The organism is Rhodococcus aetherivorans, assembly GCF_025722975.1.
Taxonomy (GTDB): domain Bacteria; phylum Actinomycetota; class Actinomycetes; order Mycobacteriales; family Mycobacteriaceae; genus Rhodococcus; species Rhodococcus aetherivorans.
This window is the reverse complement of record NZ_CP106982.1, coordinates 926913-945242: the sequence shown is the minus strand read 5'-3', so window position 1 is coordinate 945242 and position 18330 is coordinate 926913. Positions and strand designations below refer to the sequence as shown.

General features: G+C 68.5%; 18 protein-coding genes. 4 read left to right on the top strand and 14 right to left on the bottom strand.

The features are described 5' to 3' along the window. Nucleotides 1-19: 19 nt before the first annotated feature. The 7 genes from OCS65_RS04465 to OCS65_RS04435 all read right to left on the bottom strand — a co-directional run bounded on the left by OCS65_RS04465 (nt 20) and on the right by OCS65_RS04435 (nt 7456). Complete coding sequence (locus tag OCS65_RS04465; protein WP_006939834.1) at nt 20-301, bottom strand: hypothetical protein; 282 nt, start codon at nt 299-301, stop codon at nt 20-22. 43 nt (nt 302-344) lie between these two features. Next, nucleotides 345-1406 (bottom strand): ABC transporter substrate-binding protein, encoded by a 1062-nt coding sequence (locus tag OCS65_RS04460; RefSeq protein ID WP_043797983.1) that lies wholly within the window; start codon nt 1404-1406, stop codon nt 345-347. An 81-nt stretch (nt 1407-1487) separates the two neighbouring features. Beyond that, complete coding sequence (locus OCS65_RS04455; RefSeq protein WP_263508969.1) at nt 1488-2732, bottom strand: acyl-CoA dehydrogenase family protein; 1245 nt, start codon at nt 2730-2732, stop codon at nt 1488-1490. A gap of 64 nt (nt 2733-2796) precedes the next feature. Next, the gene (locus OCS65_RS04450) at nt 2797-3972 is read right to left on the bottom strand and encodes an amidohydrolase family protein (protein WP_029546410.1); all 1176 of its coding nucleotides are present in this window, start codon (nt 3970-3972) and stop codon (nt 2797-2799) included. A 144-nt stretch (nt 3973-4116) separates the two neighbouring features. Then, nucleotides 4117-5178 (bottom strand): LLM class flavin-dependent oxidoreductase, encoded by a 1062-nt coding sequence (locus OCS65_RS04445; protein ID WP_263508967.1) that lies wholly within the window; start codon nt 5176-5178, stop codon nt 4117-4119. After that, nucleotides 5175-6392: a CaiB/BaiF CoA transferase family protein gene (locus OCS65_RS04440; protein ID WP_263508965.1), complete on the bottom strand. Its 1218-nt coding sequence runs from the start codon at nt 6390-6392 to the stop codon at nt 5175-5177. Before OCS65_RS04440 ends, OCS65_RS04445 begins: the two co-directional genes overlap by 4 nt. 257 nt (nt 6393-6649) lie before the next feature. Further along, nucleotides 6650-7456 (bottom strand): SDR family NAD(P)-dependent oxidoreductase, encoded by an 807-nt coding sequence (locus tag OCS65_RS04435; RefSeq protein WP_065921998.1) that lies wholly within the window; start codon nt 7454-7456, stop codon nt 6650-6652. Nucleotides 7457-7582: 126 nt separating this feature from the next. Between OCS65_RS04435 and OCS65_RS04430 the strand changes: the two genes are divergently transcribed. The 4 genes from OCS65_RS04430 (at nt 7583) to OCS65_RS04415 (ending at nt 11595) form a co-directional block, all read left to right on the top strand. Then, complete coding sequence (locus tag OCS65_RS04430; RefSeq protein WP_006939847.1) at nt 7583-8371, top strand: FadR/GntR family transcriptional regulator; 789 nt, start codon at nt 7583-7585, stop codon at nt 8369-8371. Between the two features lie 302 nt (nt 8372-8673). Next, complete coding sequence (locus tag OCS65_RS04425; protein ID WP_006939852.1) at nt 8674-9789, top strand: MFS transporter; 1116 nt, start codon at nt 8674-8676, stop codon at nt 9787-9789. A 141-nt stretch (nt 9790-9930) separates the two neighbouring features. After that, entirely contained in the window at nt 9931-10827 is an 897-nt protein-coding gene (locus OCS65_RS04420) for an enoyl-CoA hydratase (RefSeq protein ID WP_029546414.1), read from the top strand. 51 nt (nt 10828-10878) lie between these two features. After that, complete coding sequence (locus OCS65_RS04415) at nt 10879-11595, top strand: SDR family NAD(P)-dependent oxidoreductase (RefSeq protein ID WP_029546415.1); 717 nt, start codon at nt 10879-10881, stop codon at nt 11593-11595. A gap of 3 nt (nt 11596-11598) precedes the next feature. Here OCS65_RS04415 and OCS65_RS04410 read toward each other — a convergent pair whose 3' ends face one another. The 7 genes from OCS65_RS04410 to OCS65_RS04380 form a co-directional block, all read right to left on the bottom strand. Then, a complete protein-coding gene (locus tag OCS65_RS04410; protein WP_029546416.1) occupies nt 11599-12477 on the bottom strand; it encodes a TIGR03619 family F420-dependent LLM class oxidoreductase in 879 nt (292 codons plus the stop codon). Nucleotides 12478-12565: 88 nt separating this feature from the next. Continuing rightward, nucleotides 12566-13687: a phosphotransferase family protein gene (locus OCS65_RS04405; RefSeq protein ID WP_263508963.1), complete on the bottom strand. Its 1122-nt coding sequence runs from the start codon at nt 13685-13687 to the stop codon at nt 12566-12568. Next, nucleotides 13687-14976, bottom strand: a complete 1290-nt coding sequence (locus OCS65_RS04400; RefSeq protein ID WP_263508961.1) for an acyl-CoA dehydrogenase family protein — start codon at nt 14974-14976, stop codon at nt 13687-13689. Before OCS65_RS04400 ends, OCS65_RS04405 begins: the two co-directional genes overlap by 1 nt. Nucleotides 14977-15019: 43 nt before the next feature. Continuing rightward, a complete protein-coding gene (locus OCS65_RS04395; RefSeq protein WP_263508959.1) occupies nt 15020-16162 on the bottom strand; it encodes a thiolase family protein in 1143 nt (380 codons plus the stop codon). After that, the gene (locus OCS65_RS04390) at nt 16159-16596 is read right to left on the bottom strand and encodes a Zn-ribbon domain-containing OB-fold protein (protein WP_168580205.1); all 438 of its coding nucleotides are present in this window, start codon (nt 16594-16596) and stop codon (nt 16159-16161) included. Before OCS65_RS04390 ends, OCS65_RS04395 begins: the two co-directional genes overlap by 4 nt. After that, nucleotides 16593-17081, bottom strand: coding sequence for a Zn-ribbon domain-containing OB-fold protein (locus tag OCS65_RS04385; RefSeq protein ID WP_029546421.1), 489 nt, complete (start codon nt 17079-17081; stop codon nt 16593-16595). Before OCS65_RS04385 ends, OCS65_RS04390 begins: the two co-directional genes overlap by 4 nt. Continuing rightward, nucleotides 17078-18265, bottom strand: coding sequence for a thiolase C-terminal domain-containing protein (locus OCS65_RS04380; RefSeq protein ID WP_029546422.1), 1188 nt, complete (start codon nt 18263-18265; stop codon nt 17078-17080). Before OCS65_RS04380 ends, OCS65_RS04385 begins: the two co-directional genes overlap by 4 nt. Nucleotides 18266-18330: the final 65 nt, after the last annotated feature.

The following is an 18330-nucleotide window of genomic DNA, read 5'->3' as shown; positions in this document are numbered from 1 at the left end:
GGGAGCGCCGGGTGCCCGGTCAGTCCGAGGACGGGAGGGGCTTCGCCTGCTTCTGGCTGAGGACCTCGTCGCCGACCGCGAGCGGCCCGGCGCCGCCGCGAACGACCACGACCTCGACGCCGCCACCGGAGTAGCGCTTACCCATGAGAAGCTCGCCGCCCTGCGCGGGTGCGGCCGGCGCCGCATCCGCACTCATCGGCTCGCCGCCGCACAGCAGCGGCCCCGTCGCGCCGTCGTCGATACGGACGACGATGACCTCCGCGGTGCACACCGCGCTCTTCAAACGTTCACCGACGTTCATCGGGAATTCCTCTCGTGTCAGGTCCGTACCGAACCCGGTGTGCTTATTGGGAAGCGCCGAACAACTGCTCGAACTCGGCGCGGAAGGCCTCCACATCGGCGGCGGTGACGGTCCGCGAGTTGACCCAGATGTTCTCGGCCGGAGTCGCCGCCGTCGCGATGTCGGGCAGGACCGCGCCGGCCCGGTTGGCGACCGCTTCCTGACCGGCCTTGGTCACGAGGAAGTTCGCGAACAGTTGCGCCGCGTTGGGGTGCGGAGCGGCGCCGCTGACGCCCGTGTAGAAGGCCGCACCGAACACCGGCTTCGGCATGGCCGACTCGACCGGAGCGCCGGCCGCCTTCTCGGCGGTCAGCGGGACGGTGTAGACGGTGGCGGCGAGTTCCCCGGAGGCCAGGGCCTGACCCATTGCCTGCGCACCCGGATAGGTGCGTGGTTGCTGCGCGGCGAGTTTCGCGACGAAGTCGGGTGAGACAGTGTCGGCGAGGTAGTCGTAGAAGTCGACGATCGCTGCGGATACCGGCAGGATCACGCCGATCTTGCCGCCGGCCAGCTCGGGGGCGAGCAGGTCCTCGTAGCTGTCCATGCCCTCGGGGACCCGGTCGGTGTTCCAGCCGTAGGTGAGCACGGCCGCCGACGAGGTGAAGATCGTGTCGCCGATCATGAACTTCTCACTGTCGAACTCGGCTGCGTCGAACGCCGGGCCGGTGACCGGGGCGTAGTAGCCCTCGGCGATACGCTCGTCGACCCACGGGCGGGCCGCCGAGGCGACGACATCGGCGACCTGCCGGCCGGTCGAGGCCTCCGCGGCCAGTTTGGTCTGCAGATTCGCGTCGTTGTCGCGGACGATGTCGACCGTGATCCCGTACGCCGACTCGAAGCGGTTGGCGAGGTTCTCGAGATTGTCGGTCGCCTGCCCGGTGTAGTACGTCACCGAGCCCTCCTGCTTGGCCGCCTCGATCACCTCCTGCCACGCGGCATCCCCCTGCGGGCCCAGGTCCTCTGCGGCGACCTCGGTGGTGGTGCCGGAACCGCAGGCGACCGCGGTGAACGTCAGCGCGGCGACCCCCAGTCCGGTGATCGTGCGGCGCAGCGTCGAGATTCTCATGGAACACGGCCTTTCGTGAAGAGCAGTACTCGAGGACTAGTACACAAGGGTGATGTTCGGATCGTGGCGTCGAGGGTCGGCTCAGGCGGTCGCGGCGGCGGCACGGGCGCGCGCTTCCCGCCAGGTCACTCCGCGGTCGACTCGAACTTCCGCCGGCAGTCCGAGCAGTCGCTCGGCAACGATGTTGCGCTGGATCTCGTCGGAGCCACCGGCGATGCTGTACCCGGGCGCGCCGAGCACGTGCGCGTTCCAGCCGAACGTGCCCGGCACGCCGGTGTCCGCGACGAGATCACGTCCGAGGATGATGCGCGCAGCCTCGGAGACCGCGGCGAGCTTGTCGACCCACTGGATCTTGCGCACCGACCCGACCGCCGTCGGGGCGGCGTCGGCCTCCCGGGCCTGACGATCTCGCAGCATGTCGACCTGGGCGAGCTTCTGCCGCAGGTAGACCCGCGCGAGTAGCTCGCGCACCCGCGGATCGGTGTCGCGGCCGAGAGTGCGGGCGGTGGCGAGGAGCTGGTCGAACTGCCCGCCGACGTTCGCCGAGTTGGACCCGCCCTCCCGCTCGAACGCCAGCGTAGTCAGCGCGACGGACCAGCCCTTGCCGATTCCACCCAGGCGCAGCGAATCGGGGATGCGCACCCGGTCGAGGAAGACCTCATTGAAGCTGCTGCCACCGGACATCTGCCGGATCGGGCGGATCTCGACACCCGGGGCGTCCAGCGGAATCAGAAACGCCGTCATGCCCGCATGCTTGGGCTGGTCCGGGTCGGTGCGCGCGATGAGTTCACCCCAGTCGGCGAACTGTGCGCCCGAAGTCCACACCTTCTGTCCGGTGATCACCCAGTCGTCGCCGTCGCGCACGGCTCGGGTACCCAGGTTCGCCAGATCGGATCCGGCATCGGGCTCGGAGAAGAGCTGGCACGCAAGCAGGTCGCCTCGCAGCATCGCAGGCAGGAACTCGCGCTTCTGCCCCTCCGTTCCGAGGAGCCGAATAGTAGGAGCGATCAGATGCATTGTCACGGAGAATAATTCGTGCGGTCGCAAAGGACAGTGATCGTTCTCGATACGGGAGAACGCCTCCGCGACATCGGCGCCGAGACCTGCGCCACCGAACTCCTCCGGCCAGTCGAGAGCGCCGTAGCCGGCTTCGAGCTTGACCTTCTGCCACACGCGGTGCTGATCGAGTAGTGCCTTCTCCTCGTCGAATCCGAGATCGTGGAACACGGCCACGTCGTAAGGGTCGTCGACCCGGTCGAACCCGAGTCGGGCGACGTTCTCGACGACCCACGCGCGGGCGCGGGACTCGAACTCCGAGAGGGACATCTTTCCTCCACAGTGCTGGGCCGTGCGAATGCGCGGCAGACGGGGTAGCGGCGGGGCTGCGGACTCAGGAGTCCAGGTTGTACAGCGCGGCGGCGTTGTCGTGCAGGATCTTCCGGGCGTCCGCCTCGGACAGGTGTGCGAAGTTGCGACGCAGGTACTCGTCGGGAGCCAGCGCATCGGAGGCCGGACCGGGCGACATCGACGTCGGGTGCGGGTAATCGGTTTCGTACAGGACGTTGTCGGCGCCGAGCTGCTCGATCGCGCTGCGGGCCGAGTCCTGCTCGAACCAGAAGCAGCCGTAGATCTGCCGCTTGAAGTACTCGCTGGGGAGCAGTTCGTACTCCGGGTGCTCCTTGTGCACACCCGAGTTCTTCCACTGCCAGTCCAGGCCCTCGAGCGCGAACGGGATCCAGCCGATGCCCGACTCGACCGAGACGAACTTCAGGTCGGGGAATCGATCGCAGATGCCGCCGCAGATGAGCTGAGAGATGGTGCGGGCGTTGTCCATGAAGAACGAGATGCCCATCATCGCGTAGTTGGCGTGCACGCCGTTGCTCTCGTGGCCGAAGCCGCTGAGGTCGACCTCGCCGGACGCGATGTGGAAGTTGATCGGCAGCTTCTTCTCCTGCGCCGAAGCCCACAGGCGGTCCCAGTACGGGTCGGTGAGCATCGGCAGACCGAATGCCGCCGGATTCTGCGTGAAGACGAGCCCCTTGTGACCCGCCGCGGCGACGCGCTCGACCTCGGCGAGCGTGGCCTCCATGTCCCAGAAGGGCAGAATGCCGACCGGAATGTACCGCCCGGGAGCGAATTGCGCCCACTCGCTCAGGTAGTCGTTGTAGGCCTTGATGCACGCGATCTGCAACTCGTTGTCACCGTTGGACTGCAGCGTCTTGGAGCTGAACACCGCGACGTTGGGGTAGAGGATCTGCGCGTGGATGCCGTAGTCGTCCATGATCGTCAGGCGCTTGGCCGGATCCCACGAGCGCGGGTCGGTGTCCTCGAATCGCGGCGGGCAGCTCGGCGGGTACTCGTGCCAGCCGGCCATCGCCGGCGAACCGACCGCGCTCATGCGCTTGCCGGCAACGAACCACGCCTGGTCACCGCGGTGATCGTCCCAGCGCACGTGCGGCACCAGATCGCCCCACTTCTTGGTCGACATCCGCGATGTCCACAGGTCCGGGGGCTCGACGACATGGGTGTCGGTGTCGATGATCTTGATATCGCGAAGGTCGTACACGTAATCCTCCTGAGAATCGGATGGAGTTCGAACGGAAGATCCGCTCGGCGGATTGCATGCCCTTACTATTAGGAACATGCGAATATTAACGGAGATTTAGATCACAGTCCATACCCGGAAGCGTTCCGCGTCACGAGGGCCGAGTCACTCGGCCAGAGCCGGGAATACGTCCGTTCCCAGCAGCCGGATCGACTCGCGGGTCGCTGCATCGTCAACTCCGGGGAACACCACACGCACCGTCACGTGCGCGCTCACCGTCTGCGGCAGCGCCCTCAGCAGTTCCCACCACGGACGCAGTTGGTCGACACACTCTTCGGGCGTGCCGGCCACGACATGGTCCGGCCGCGTCGAGACGGGCACGTTCGTGCCCGGCCCGTCCGGGACGGCGCCGTCCCCGGCCTGCGCCATCCAGCGCCGGTACCGGTCGCCGACAAGGGAATGCCCGGCCGCCACCGTCTCCCACGCCCCCGAAGCCGCGGTGAACGCGCACATCGTCAGGGCGATGTGGAAGGGCCGGTCCAGGTCTGCGAGTTCGAGCGTCCCGATCCGGCGGGCCAGCTGCGCGACGGACGCGAGCTCGGGCGCGATCCAACCGTCGGCGATACGTGCAGCGCGGCGCACACCCCGACTCGCGAACGCGCCCAAAAGGATCGGCGGACCCCCGATCCGGGCAGGGAGCGGACGGACCTGGACGGCCTGTCCGCTCCGTCCGGGCGGCACGACCGCCTCGCCCGACCAGGCCGCACGCAGTGTGCAGACGGTCGTCTCCAGAATTCGTCCGCGCCGCGAACGATCGACGCCGAGGGCCGCGAATTCCTCCGGGCGATAACCGAGTCCGAGGCCCAGAATCACGCGCCCGCCGCTGAGCTGGTCGACGACCGCTACATCCTCGGCCAGCCGCAGCGGATCGTACAGCGGCCCGATCGCGACGTTGGTCGCGAGGTCGACAGCGGTGGTCTCGCGAGCGAGCGCACCCATCACCACTAGGGGACTGGGAAGATAGCCGTCCTCTGCGAAGTGGTGCTCGCTGAGCCAGACCGAGTCGAACCCGGACTTCTCAGCGGTCACGGCATGCCGCACGAGGGCGTCCAACGCCCGGCCCGACTCCGCCGCGGTCCCGCCGACAGTCTGGGCGGTCAGCGCTCCCAGGCCGACCCGGATGCGACGGCGTCGGTGGCCCACCGTCGCGTCCCGGAGCCGGCTCACTTGATCGCGCCGTCGACCTTGAGCTGGACGATCTGATCCCAGTCGAGGCCGTGCTCGAGCAGCACCTCCTCGGTGTGTTCACCGTGCTGGGGGGCACGGGTGAGCACCGGCGCCTCGTTTCCGAACCGCATCGGCGCCGTGATGAGATCCAGAGTGCGCCCGTCTTCGTACTCGACGGTGCGGACGTACTCGTTCGCGATCGCCTGTGGGTCCGTCAGCACGTCGAGGGGCTTGTGGAAGACGTCCCACTGTCCCTCCTGCTTGCCGAGGATGTCCGTCCACTCCGCGAGGGTGCGGGTCCGGAACACCTCGGTGAGCTCGGCGGTGCACTCGCGAGTGTTGCGGGCGCGGTCCTCGAACGTCGCGTAACGCGGGTCGTCGATCAGGTCGGGTCGGCCGATCGCCTCGCACAGCCCGGGCCAGTACTTCTGGCTCTGCAACAACGCCAGATGGATGTACCGGCCGTCGCTGGTGCGGTAGATGTTCGAGACCGGGTTCACCGGCGCGGACCGGTCCGGATAGGGCAGTTCCGCGGCCCCGACGAGCTGGGCGCCGGCGATGGTCGCCTGCATCGCCCACGCGCCGACCGCGAACAGCGACGTGTCGACGACGATGCCCTCCCCGGTGCGTTCGCGGTGCAGCAGTCCGGCCGCAATCCCGCCGGCGAGCGCCATGCCGCTCTGCACATCGCCGAAGGCCGGGCCCGGCATGTTGGCCGGCCACTCGAGGTCGCCGGGGGCGATCGACCCCGCCGCACCGGAGCGCGCCCAGTAGGTGATGCCGTCGAATCCCCCCTTCTCGGAGTCGGGTCCGGCCACCCCCTGGGCGGTGCCGCGCGCGTAGACGATGCGCGGATTGCGCGCCATGATGTCGTCGACGTCGATACCCAGCTTGGTCCGCGCATCCGGCAGGAAGTTGGTGGAGAAGACGTCGGCCGTCTCGACCAGCTTCATGAGGACCTCGCGACCCTGCGGGGTGGCGATGTCGAGGGCGATGGCGCGCTTGCCACGGTTGTTGATCTCCCACAGACCCGACATGCCGTCGACGTCGCCGGGCACGCCCCACGCCGCGGTCGTGCGCATCGGATCCCCGAAGTCGGAGTGCTCGACCTTGATCACGTCGGCTCCCCAGTCGGACAGGATCGCGCCGGCCGAGGGGACGAACGCATACAACGCGACCTCCACGACCTTGATTCCGTTCATCACCTTGGTCATCGAGCGTTCTCCTTCGTCGTACCGCAGTCACGTTCTACTGCAAAGATTTTCGGGCCACACGGCAGCTACGCTGCGTGTGGTGGTGGTTCCGTCGGCCGGCGCGGCGACACACGGGCGCGGATTCGACGGAGCGGCCTCCAGAGCCGGGGTGAAAAACACCGTAACTATAGCAATGTTTTATGAGTTGTACATCACATCACCGGTGAAGGCCTGTTCGATACGCACGGGATCCGGTCCCGCGGCTTCCGCGTGACAGGTCAGTACAGGGACTCCCCGCCGTCGACGACGAGGTTCGTCCCGGTGACGAACGCCGAGTCCGGGCCCGCGAGGTACAGCGCCGCGCTCGCCATGTCCGCCGGCGTACCGGCGCGCCCCATCGGCACGGTGGCGGCACGCTCGTCGAACAGCGAATTGCGCTCCTGCGTAAGTGGCGTCGCAGTGATCCCGGGGGACAGTGCGTTGACCCGAATGCCCGTGGGGGCGAGCTCGTAGGCAGCCATTCGTACCAACTGGTTGAGACCGGCCTTTGCGGTGCCGTACGGCACCAGGCTCGGCCGCACTCCCAGCGCCCGGATCGACGAGACCACGACGATCGAGCGATTCGTCCCCTCTCGGCGGACCATCGCGCGGGCCGCGGCCTGCACGCACCGGAACGTGCCGGTGAGATTGAGGTCGATGCAGGCCTGCCACTGCTCCTCGGTGAGTTCGAGGAACGGCGCCACGGTGCCGCTGCCGGCGTTCGCGACCAGGACGTTGAGCGAACCGAACTCCCGCTCGACCCGTTCGAACATCGCCGCTACCGAATCGGCGTCGGCGATGTCGGCCACGATGCCCGCGACCCGCGACTCGTCGCCGCACCGGGCGCGCAACGATGCGACGGCCTCGTCGAGGATCTCGGGGCGGCGGGCCGCCACCGCGACCGTCGCGCCGGCGTCGAGCAACCGCTCCGCGATACCGCGACCGATGCCTTCGCTACCGCCGGTGACCAGGGCATTCTGCCCGACCAGCGCCTGGTGCCGCGAGCCGGAGTGCGTCGAATAGGGTTCCACTGTGTGCTGCGTCATAGCTTTGGTATAGCATTAGATACGAAATATTGGCATGGTTAAGGAGGAGTGCCCGGTCGGGACGGTCCGCGTCCCTATACTCATCACCACCCCGATCGCCGACCGAACAACCGACGAGGACATCGAATGACGCGCAACACCATGGGTTCTCCCACAGGAACCGCCGCCCTCCGACGCGCCATCGCGATGACACGGAACGAGAAGGTCTCGCGGACGGTCGCGCGCATGGTCGCCAAGGACATCGCCGACCGCCGGCTCGGCCCGGGTTCCGCGCTCGAGTCCGAGAACGACATGGCCAAGCGGTTCGGGGTCGGCCGCGCGTCGGTGCGAGAGGGCCTGCGCCTGCTCGAGGCGCAGGGGCTGGTGACGGTCCGGCAGGGCCTGGGCGGGGGCCCGATCGTGTCGGAGCCCTCGGGCTCCGAGTTCGGCGACACGCTGTCGATGTATCTGCAGGCGAACGGCATTCAGTTCCGCGAAGTCGCCGAGGCCGCCCTGGAGATGGAGGGGCTGGCCGCAGCAATGCTCGCCGATCGGATCGCCGCCGGAGAGGACGTCGACCTCACTCCCCTGGCCGCCCACGATCTCAGACCGGACATGTCGAACGAAGAGGTCACCGAGACCGCCACCGGATTCCACAGCGCGCTGCGGAACCTGACCGGCAACTACGTCCTCGACCTCACCGGTTCGGCCCTGGCCCACCTGTATACCGACCGGATGCTCGGCGCCCACCCCGAGGAGTGGAACGAGAAGGAGCGGGAGGCCTTCACCGAGCCGCACCGCCAGATCCACGACGCCATCGCTGCCGGCAACGCCGAACTCGCCCGCACTCTGACCCGCGCACACATGCGCGAGGTCATCGACCGCATCAGCCGCCAGAACCCGCGCATCCTCGACGAGCGGGTGGAGTGGCTTTGACCGACTAGCCTGCCCTTCGTCTTCCGGCCGCCGCCTCCCCGGGTCCACCCGGCAGGTGCGGCCCGTTCGTATGCGGCATGACCGTATCCGGAGGAGTTCCGCGGCGTTCTCGGTCGAGCGTGTCCCGTCGGGTGACGAACGAGAGCGGAGACCCCTTGACGACCAGACCCTCCATACCCGCCGCCGAGACTTCCCTCCCGGCGCGTCCGGCAGAACCGCCCACAGCCGCTGCCGCGCCTCCCCCGGGTGCGGCACCGGGACAGCCGAAGCAACCGCGCGCGGTATGGGCCATCACGTTCGCCGTGATCGTCGCGTTCATGGGTATCGGCGTGGTCAGCCCGATCCTGCGCCCGCTGGCCGAGCAGCTCGGCGGCACGCCGTCACAGGTGTCGTTGCTGTTCACCGGCTACATGGCCGTGATGGGTCTCGCGATGCTGGTCACCGGCGCGATATCCAGCCGCATCGGCACCCGCAAGACCCTGTTGCTGGGCCTGTTCGTCATCGCCGGATGCTCCCTGGGCGCGAGCCTGTCGGGGACGCTCGGCCAGATCATCGGCTTCCGCGCCGGATGGGGACTGGGTAACGCGCTGTTCGTCGCGACCTCGCTCGCCGCGATAGTCGGCGCCGCGACCGGCGGTGCGCCGAAAGCGATCGTGTTCTACGAGTCGGCCGTCGGCATCGGCATCGCGACGGGCCCGCTCGTCGGCGGGCTTCTCGGCCAGATCTCCTGGCGCGCCGCCTTCCTCGGCGCCTCCGTACTCATGGCCGTGGCCTTCGCGCTGCTCGTCGTCCTGCTGCCGCCCGCCACGACGCCCGACCGGCCGATCCCGCTCATCGCACCGCTCCGGGCGCTCGGGCACGCGGGCCTGCTGTCGATCGCCCTCGTCTCCCTGCTGTACCACCTCGGCCTCTTCGCCCTGTTCGCATACGCGCCGTTCGTCCTCGAACTCGATCCACTTCGGCTCGGATTCGTCTTCTGCGGCTGGGGCGTGTGCGTGGTGATCTCGTCGGTGTCCGTCGCGCCTCGGTTGCGCACCGCGCTCGGCGCGATCGGCGCGACCGCCCTGGGCCTGGCCCTGTTCGCCCTCACCCTTGCAGTCGTGGCCGTATTCACCGGCAACCGACCGGCGGTCGTGACGTGCATCGTCGTCTCGGGCCTGTTCCTGGGCGTCCTCAACACCCTGGTGACCGAAATCGGTATGGACGCCGCGCCGGTGGACGGGAGCACCGCAGCCGCGGCGTACAGCTTCGTGCGCTTCGGCGGCGGCGCGGTGGCCCCGTGGCTCGCAAGCCGGATGGGCGAGATCTTCAACCCTCACGTTCCTTTCGCCGCCGCTGCCGGCGCCGTCGCGCTGGCGTTGGGGGTGCTGGCCCTCGGCCGGCGCCGACTGCCCGTTCACCACCGTCGGCAGCGTTGAACCGCAAAGCCTTACAGCGACCCGGTGACTTGCGCCACAGCAAAAGATACGGTACATATCGATAACCACACCAAATATTGCAATATTTAGTCGGGCGCGCGGACACACCGTCGGCCGGCGCCGGACTCCGTGAGGACCGTGATGACCGACTACCAGTACCTGACCTACGAGTCCCTCGACGCGGGTCACATCGTCCGCATCATGCTCGACCGCCCGAAGCAGCGGAACGCCCAGAACCGGGGCCTGCTCGTCGAACTCGGCAAGGCCTACGCACGCGCCGAGGCCGACGACACGGTGCGCGTGGTCATCCTGGGGGGCCACGGACCGTCCTTCTCGGCCGGGCACGATCTCGGGTCCTCGGACGACGTGCGCGAGCGCGCTCCGGGCTCGGGCCAGCACGTCTCCTACGCCTGCAACGGAGCCACCTACTCCGAGATAGAGATGCGGCACCACCAGGAGTGGCACTACTACTTCGAGAACACCCGCCGATGGCGTAACCTCCGCAAGATCACCATCGCGCAAGTGCACGGAGCCGTGTACTCCGCCGCGCTCATGTTGATGTGGAGCTGCGATCTGATCGTCGCAGCCGAGAACACCACGTTCGCGGACGTCGTCGGCACCCGGTTGGGGATGTGCGGCGTCGAGTATTTCGCACATCCGTGGGAGTTCGGTCCCCGCAAGACCAAGGAACTGCTCCTGACCGGTGACTGCCTCGACGCGGCCGATGCCCATGCCCTCGGCATGGTCTCGAAGATCTTCCCCGAGAACGAACTCGCCGACTCGACCCTCGCGTTCGCGCGTCGAATCGCCCGGATCCCCACCATGGCAGCCCTGCTGATCAAGGAATCGGTGAACCAGAGCCAGGACGCCGGCGGATTCCAGTCCGCCCTCGACGCGGGCTTCACCCTTCACCAACTCAATCACGCCCACTGGTCCGCGCTGACCCGTGGCGAAACTTGCATCGGCACGGTCGAGCACGGGCTGGACGACTGGCGCGCGGCCCCCGAGATCCGGCGCGCCGACCCTCGCGTGCCCTGACCGCACCTCCCATCCCGATACCACCCGTTCGCACCTCGAAAGGCTCTGCCCATGAACGAGACGTCCCCCGCCCGCACCGCGATCGTCACCGGCGGCACCGGCGGCCTCGGCGCCGCGGTCACCCGCCACCTCCTCGACGCCGGCTGGCGGCTGGTGGTCCCCTGGTACGTCGAGGCCGAACTCGACCGCGTCGCTCCGCACCCGAACCTCGAGACGATCCGCGCCGATCTGTCCGACGAGCAGGACGTCGAGGCGGTCGTGGAGTGCGCGACGAAGGACGAGGCCCGGCCGCTGTATGGCGTGGTCAACCTCGTCGGCGGATTCGCTGCCGGCCGCCGGGTCCACGAAACGCCCATCGAGGTCCTCGAAGCCCAGTTGTCGATCAACCTCACGATCGCCTACCGCGTCATCCAGGCCGCCCTACCCGAACTCATCCGCCACGGCGGCGGGTCCGTGGTGTGCATCGGCTCCGCCGCCGCCGTCCGGCCCTTCCCGGGCGCCGCCACCTACGTCGCTTCCAAGGCCGCCGTCTCCGCCCTGGTCCAGGCGCTCGCAGTCGAATACGCCGGCGACAACATCCGCGTCAACGGTCTGCTGCCTACCATGGTCGACACCCCCGCCAACCGGGACGCAATGCCCGAGGCCGACCGCTCCAGCTGGGCCCGCCCCACCGACATCGCCGAGGTCATCGGTTTCCTGCTCGGTGATTCCTCGCGCGCGGTCAGCGGCGCGTCGATCCCGGTCGTGAACGTCGCAGGCTCGGACTGACTCTTACACCCGCGACGGTCCCACACCCAGGCGATCGGCGGCCGCGGTCAGGAAGGCGCGGCGCTCTTCGGCGGAGTCGCCCTTCCAGACCGAGTCGGCCCAGACCACGAGGTCCTCGATGCCGTGGTCGCGGTACCGGCGCAGGTCCGCCGAAGTCGCCGCGTCGACGCGCACGTAGCACGGAAACTCGCCGATCCGACCGAATTCGCGCCGCAGCCTGCGAATCTCGTTCACCATCTCCACCGCCTGCCCGAAGCTCGGGGTGCCGGAGGAGAACCATCCGTCTCCCAGCCGCGCCGCGCGGGCAAGCGCCTTCGGGCCGTTACCGCCGTGGATGACGGGCACGTGCACGGGGCGAGGATGCAGTTGTACCTCATCGAACCGGTAGTGCTCGCCCTCGTGGGAGAACGGCCTGCCCGACCACGCCTTCCGCAGGATCGTCACGCACTCGTCGGTGCGCGAGAAACGTTTGCGGAACGGCACGTCCAACGCTGCGAACTCCTCCTCGAGCCATCCGGCGCCGACCCCGAAGAGCAGACGACCGCCGCTGAGTTCCTGCACGGTGATGGTGGTGCGCGCAGTGTGCAGTGGGTGCCGCAGGGCAGTGACATACACGGCCGTGCCCAGTTTGATGCGGTTCGTGGTCGCGGCCACGGCCGCGTGCACCGCCCACGGATCCGTCAGCTCCGTCGACACATCGACGATGGGTCCCGTGTGGTGCTGCGCCGTCCCCGTCGAAGGGTGGCTGCTGGAGTATGCGACCGGATGGAGCACGTGCTCCCCCAGCCACAATGCGTCGAATCCCAGGTCGTCGGCGCAGACCGCCAGTTCGACGAGTTCGGTGGGATTCATTCCGTATGCGCTCAGTCCGATGGAGGCCATGGGGTTCGCCTTTCGTGTGATCGATGGTGAGACGACTCGTCCGCGCGGTGGCCGGTGCCACCGCGCGGACGGGCGTGCGGAGGCGGGGTCAGGCGGGGAGCAGGCTGAGCGCGCGACGGGCCAGGGGCGCGACGAATTCGCCGCGTTGACCCATCCGCGCGTCGGTGGTCTCGCCGCGCACGAACCGTGCGTAGAGCTGCTGCAGAATGACCACGGTCTTCCAGCATCCGAACGCCTCGTACCAGTCGATGTTCAACAGGTCCAGATCGCTGCCGGCCGCGTACCGCTCGACCACCTCCACTCGCGACGGCAGGTCGAGGCCGTGCATACCGGGCACGACGATGAACGCCGCGTCCGAGGCCGGATCCACGGTCCGGTCCGGCCAGTAGTTGAGCAGCGTGCCCAGGTCGACCAGCACGTCCCCGGTCGTGGCCATGTCCCAGTCGAACACCGACTTGACCCGGTCCGGGTCGCCGTGCGGAAATTGGCAGTTGTCGACCTTGTAGTCGTTGTGGACGATCCCGGCCCGCTGGCTTGCCGGAATCGCCGCGCGGATCCGCCGGGTCGCCTCGGCCATGAGCGCCGCGGTCTCGGCCGGGGCGTACTCGGCGACGGCGTCCCATCGTGCCGACCAGCCCTGCACCTGGCGCTCGAGGTAGCCCTCGGGCCGGCCGAGTTCCGCCAGGTCGCATGCGGCGGGGTCGACCGCATGCAGGTCCGCGAGCGCGTCGATCACCGCGAAGCCGATCCGCCGTCCGGCGTCGTCGACGCCGGACATCGAGTCGGGCACCGAATCCCACACCACGACGCCGTCGCGGTACTCGGAGACGAAGAACTCGGCACCGACGACACTCTGGTCCGCACAGTGCAGCAGCGCCCGGGGGGCGCGGTCGTACTCGCGGTGCAGCCGGGACAGCACCCGATATTCGCGGGTCATGTCGTGGGCGCCCCGAGCGAGCTGGCCGAAGGGCGGGCGGCGCACGACGAGGAGACGGTCGCCGAAGCCCACGCGGTAGGTGAGATTCGCCGAGCCGCGCGGGAACTGCAGGACGGAGAACTCCCCGTCGACGTCGTCGAGGTGCATCCGCAGGTATGTCTCGAGCGCGGCCCAGTCGAGGTCCTCCCCCGTCCGGACCGGCGCAACCTCCGTGCGCGGCTCCCCGACGTTCGAGGCCGACGGCTGCTCGCCGGACACGACCGAGCCCGTCATCACTGGGCTCCCACCGCGGGCAGGCCGAACTTGAGTTCGGCGGCCGCGTCGAGCGCCGGCAGGTGCGTCGTCGGGAACAGGCCCGACGCCGGCGTGGCGTTCTTCAGCAGCTGCTTGGCGATCTGCTGCTTGTGCAGCTCGGTGGCGCCGTCGGCCAGGCCCATGTGGTAGCTCTCGAGCAGCCACTTGCCGAACGGCATCTCCTTCGAGATGCCGAGGGAACCGTGCAGCTGGATCGCCCGGGACACGACGTTGTTGAGCACCTTCGGCATCACCATCTTCACGGCGGAGATGTCGGCGATGACCTTCTTGTAGTCGTCGAGCTTGTCGATCTTCCAGGCTGTCTGCAGGACGAGCAGGCGGAACTGCTCGAGCTCGGCCCACGACTCGGCGATCATGTCCTGCACCAGCTGCATGTCGGCGAGGCTCCGGCCGCGCGTCTCACGAGACACCGCGCGCTCGAGCATCATGTCGAGCGAGGCGCGGACCAACCCGACGGTGCGCATCGCGTGATGGATGCGTCCGCCGCCCAGGCGGGTCTGCGCGACGGCGAAGCCCTCGCCCTCCTCGCCGAGCAGGTGGTCCGCGGGCACGCGCACATCGGTGTAACGGATGTAGGCGTGGGTGCCCTCCGCCTCGTTGTGTCCCCACACCCCGACGTTGCGGATGATCTCGATGCCCGGGGTGTCCATGGGGACGACGAACATCGACGCGCGCTTCGTCCGCGGGGCGGCGGGATCGGTCACGGCCATCACGATCAGGAACGACGAGAACCGGGCGTGCGAGGAGAACCACTTCTCACCGTTGATGACGTAGTGGTCGCCGTCCCGGACGGCACGGGTGACGAAGCTGGTCGGATCCGAGCCGCCCTGCGGTTCGGTCATCGAGTAGCACGACATGATGTCGCCGTCGATGAGCGGGCGAAGGTACCGTTCCTTGAGTTCGGGTGTGCCGTAGTGCGCGAGGATCTCGGCGTTGCCGGAGTCCGGTGCCTGGCAGCCGAACACCACGGGGCCGCTGTGGGTCGCGCCGAGGATCTCGTTGAGCAATGCGAGCTTGACCTGCCCGTAGCCCGGGCCACCGAGCTTGGGACCGAGGTGGCACGCCCACAGGCCCTGCCCGCGCACGACGTCCTGCAGGGGCCGGATGAGCTTGTTCCGGGTGGGGTCGGTGACGTCCCATGCGTGCTCGACGACGCGGTCGACCGGGGCGACCTCCGCGTCCACGAATCGCTGCACCCAGTCCAGCTTCTCCTGGAACTGCGGATCGGTTTCGAAATCCCATGCCATATCGGTGGTCTCCTACTCGGAAGGTGAAGTCGGGATGTGCCGCTCAGCGCGTGAGGACGGTGCAGGCGCTGATGCCCGGCGCGCCGTAGACGTGGGTGAAGCCGACCTTCGGCTCCCCGGGGACCTGCCGGTCCCCTGCCACGCCACGGAGCTGTACGACGTTCTCGTAGACCTGGCGCAGGCCGGTCGCGCCGATCGGCTCGCCGTTGGCCAAGCAGCCGCCGTCGGTGTTGACCGGGATCGAACCGCCGATCTCGGTGGCACCAGACCGGATGAGGGACTCCTGCTCGCCGTGCTTGCACAGCCCCGTCTCGGCGAGGTGCATGATCTCGGCTCCGGCCTCGGTGTCCTGGATCTGTGCGACGTCGACATCGCCGGGTTCGATGCCGGCGGCCTCGAACGCCGCGCGGGAGGCCGTGACGGTCGGGCCGTCGGCCCGCTCGGGTGACGTCCACGGACTGAACACCTCGAACGAGCCGAACTCCCTGGAGCGCAGTTCCGCGGACTCGAGAAACACCGGGGCATCGGTGTATTCGTGGGCCCGGTCCGCACGGGCGAGGACGAGCGCCACCCCGCCCTCGGCCGGTGAACAGAACATGTACTGCGTCAGTGGGTCGTTGACCATCGTGGAGCCGGCGATCTGCTCCTCCGTCAACGGTGTGCGGCGCCACGCGTGTGGGGCGAGCGCGCCGTTGCGAAAGGCCTTGGCGGCGACTGTCGCGAGCAGCGACCTGGGCAGGTTGTGTTCGACGAGGTAGCGCTGGATCTTCATCGCGAAGAACTGGGTGGTGACCATCATGCCGCTCTCGCCGTACCAGCGGCCGATACCGTTGTCCTCGGGGCGGGCATTGAACGCGCCACGCGGATGTTTGTCGAACCCGACGACCAGGCCCAGATCGGACTCGCCGGAACGGATCCGGCTGACCGCGGAGGTCAGGGCGCTGCCACCGGTCGCGCAGCCGTTCTTGACGTTGACGAACGGCAGCCCGGTCAGGCCCAGGGCAGAGACGAGCGTGTCGGCGTTGCCGGCCGAATCGCTGCCACCGTACGCGAACTGGATGTCCTTGAACTCGACTCCGGCGTCGGCGAGTGCCTGCCGTGCCGCATACGCGCCCTGCTCGAGCCCGCTCACGCCCTCCGTGCGGCCGAACTTGTGGATGCCGACACCCACGATCGCGACCTTCATCGCTGCTCCTCACTGCTCGGGGCGAACGCGAACGTGACGATCTCGGTGCCGTCCTCGTCCACGTGGTTGACGATCGTGGTCAGCCGCATCGGCATGTCGATCCGCAACGCACCCGCATCGGCGATGGTCAGCCGCGCCTCGACGATCACGTCACCGAGGTCGACATAGCCCACGCCGAACGGTTCGAACGGCTCGACGCACACGAACGGGTGTTTCGGCGGGAAGGACTGCACGGTGTAGGACCACAGGGTGCCCTCGCGCGGCAGTTCGAGATCCGTCATCGCATTCCCGCCGCACCGCGGGCAACCGCTCTGGTACGGGAAGGTGACCGTGCCGCAGGACGGGCAGCGGGCACCCCGCAGTGCGGCCCCGGGGTTGCCGCCGACGAACAACTCCGGGTCGATGGGGCGCCACGTTGCGGTGGAGGCGCTCATCGGCCGGCTCCATCCGTAGCGGCCGTGCGTTCGGTGTCGATCTCCCACACCGGCAGCACCACAGGGTTGCCCGCCGCGTCGGTGCCGAGGTCCTCGAACGCACTACGCACGGGGGTACCGGCCGCGACGTCGATGCGGCCGGGCAGGTTGCCGATCAGCCGAACCCCGTCCGCCTCACCGTCGACGTCGACGACGATCACCGTGTACGGCACCGGAAACAGCGGATGGACCTGATGCTCGACGATCGTGTGGGCATAGACGGTGCCTGTGCGGGCGACCGGCTTCCAGCGCACCGACGTGCTCGCGCAGTACACACAACGCGGCCGGGGCAGGTGTATGCGGCGGCCGCAGTCCTCACAGGTGAGGATCGCGAGCTCTCCGTCCGCGGCGGCGTCGAAGAAGCCCTTGCTGCCGCGCTCGGTGACGAGGGGGCGCAGCCGGTCCCGCGTGGTGTCCGCCGGTACGGCGGTGCCGCGGGCGCTCATGCCGACACCAGGATCAGCGCGCTGGCCGCCGGCGGCGGCGCGGAGGTGACGAGGGAGACCCGGGCTCCCTCGACCTGGCTGGTGGAGGTGCCGCGGATCTGCCGCACTCCCTCCACGACGTGGTTCATTCCGTGGATGTATCCCTCGGACATGTGTCCTCCACTCGTATTGATCGGGATCGACCCGCCGAGGTCGATCTGCCCGTCGGCAAGGAAATCGCCGGTGTCCCCGCGCTTGCAGAATCCGTAGTCCTCGAGCTGAATCAGCGCAGTGATCGAATAGCAGTCGTAGATCTGTGCGACGTCGACGTCGGCCGGGCCGAGACCGGCCCGCGAGTACAGCGTCTCCTGGCACACCCTCGACGGCAGGGCGGTGATGTCCTCACGCATGAGCGTCGGGTACATGAGGCCCGGCTGCGGGTGCGGACAGGTGGACATCGCGACCGACCGGATCAGGGCCGGTGTCTGCCTCAGGTCCTCGGCCCGTTCGGTGGTGGTGACGACGACCGCGGCGGCACCGTCGGTCTCGAGGCAGTAGTCGTACAGACGCAGCGGCGACGACAGCATGCGCGAGTCGAAGTAGTCGTCGAGCGTCATGGTGCGCTCGTACATCTGTGCGGCCGGATTGGAGTTGGCGCGGCGGCGGGTTACCAGGGCGATCTGCGCGAGCTGCTCGGAGGTCAAGCCCGTTTCGGTCATATAACGCTGCGCGACCAGGGCGAAGTACTGACCCGACGACAGCAGGCCGTAGGGGCCGAAGAACTCCTCGAACGTCTCATTACCGCCGACCTCGGGGGTGGCGACCGGGGACAGACCGAAGCGACGGCCTGAGCGGCCGTTGAGGGAGCGGAACACCACGACGGTAGTGGCCTGCCCGCTCATGATCGCGGCGACGGCCTGCGCGACCATCGCGGCCGGGCCGGAGCCGCCCGGGCCGGCCTCGCCCCAGTAGGTCAGGTTCGGAACGCCCAGTCCGTCGGCCAGGGCCGCGCAGGAGACCAGGTCCATGTCGTTGCGGACGATGCCGTCGACATCGGCCGGGGTCAGTCCGGCATCGGCGAGGGCGTTCGCTGCGGCCTCGACGGCCAGAGCCGTAACCGACACGCCGGAGTCGCGGGAGTACTCCGTCGTGCCGATGCCGGCGATCGCGCAGGCATCCCTGCGCCAGGTGGGGTCGGTGGACATAGGCGGTCACCTCTGCGTAGCGCTCGCCGGGAAGCGGCGGGCGGATGGGTTCTGTCGTTTTCGGA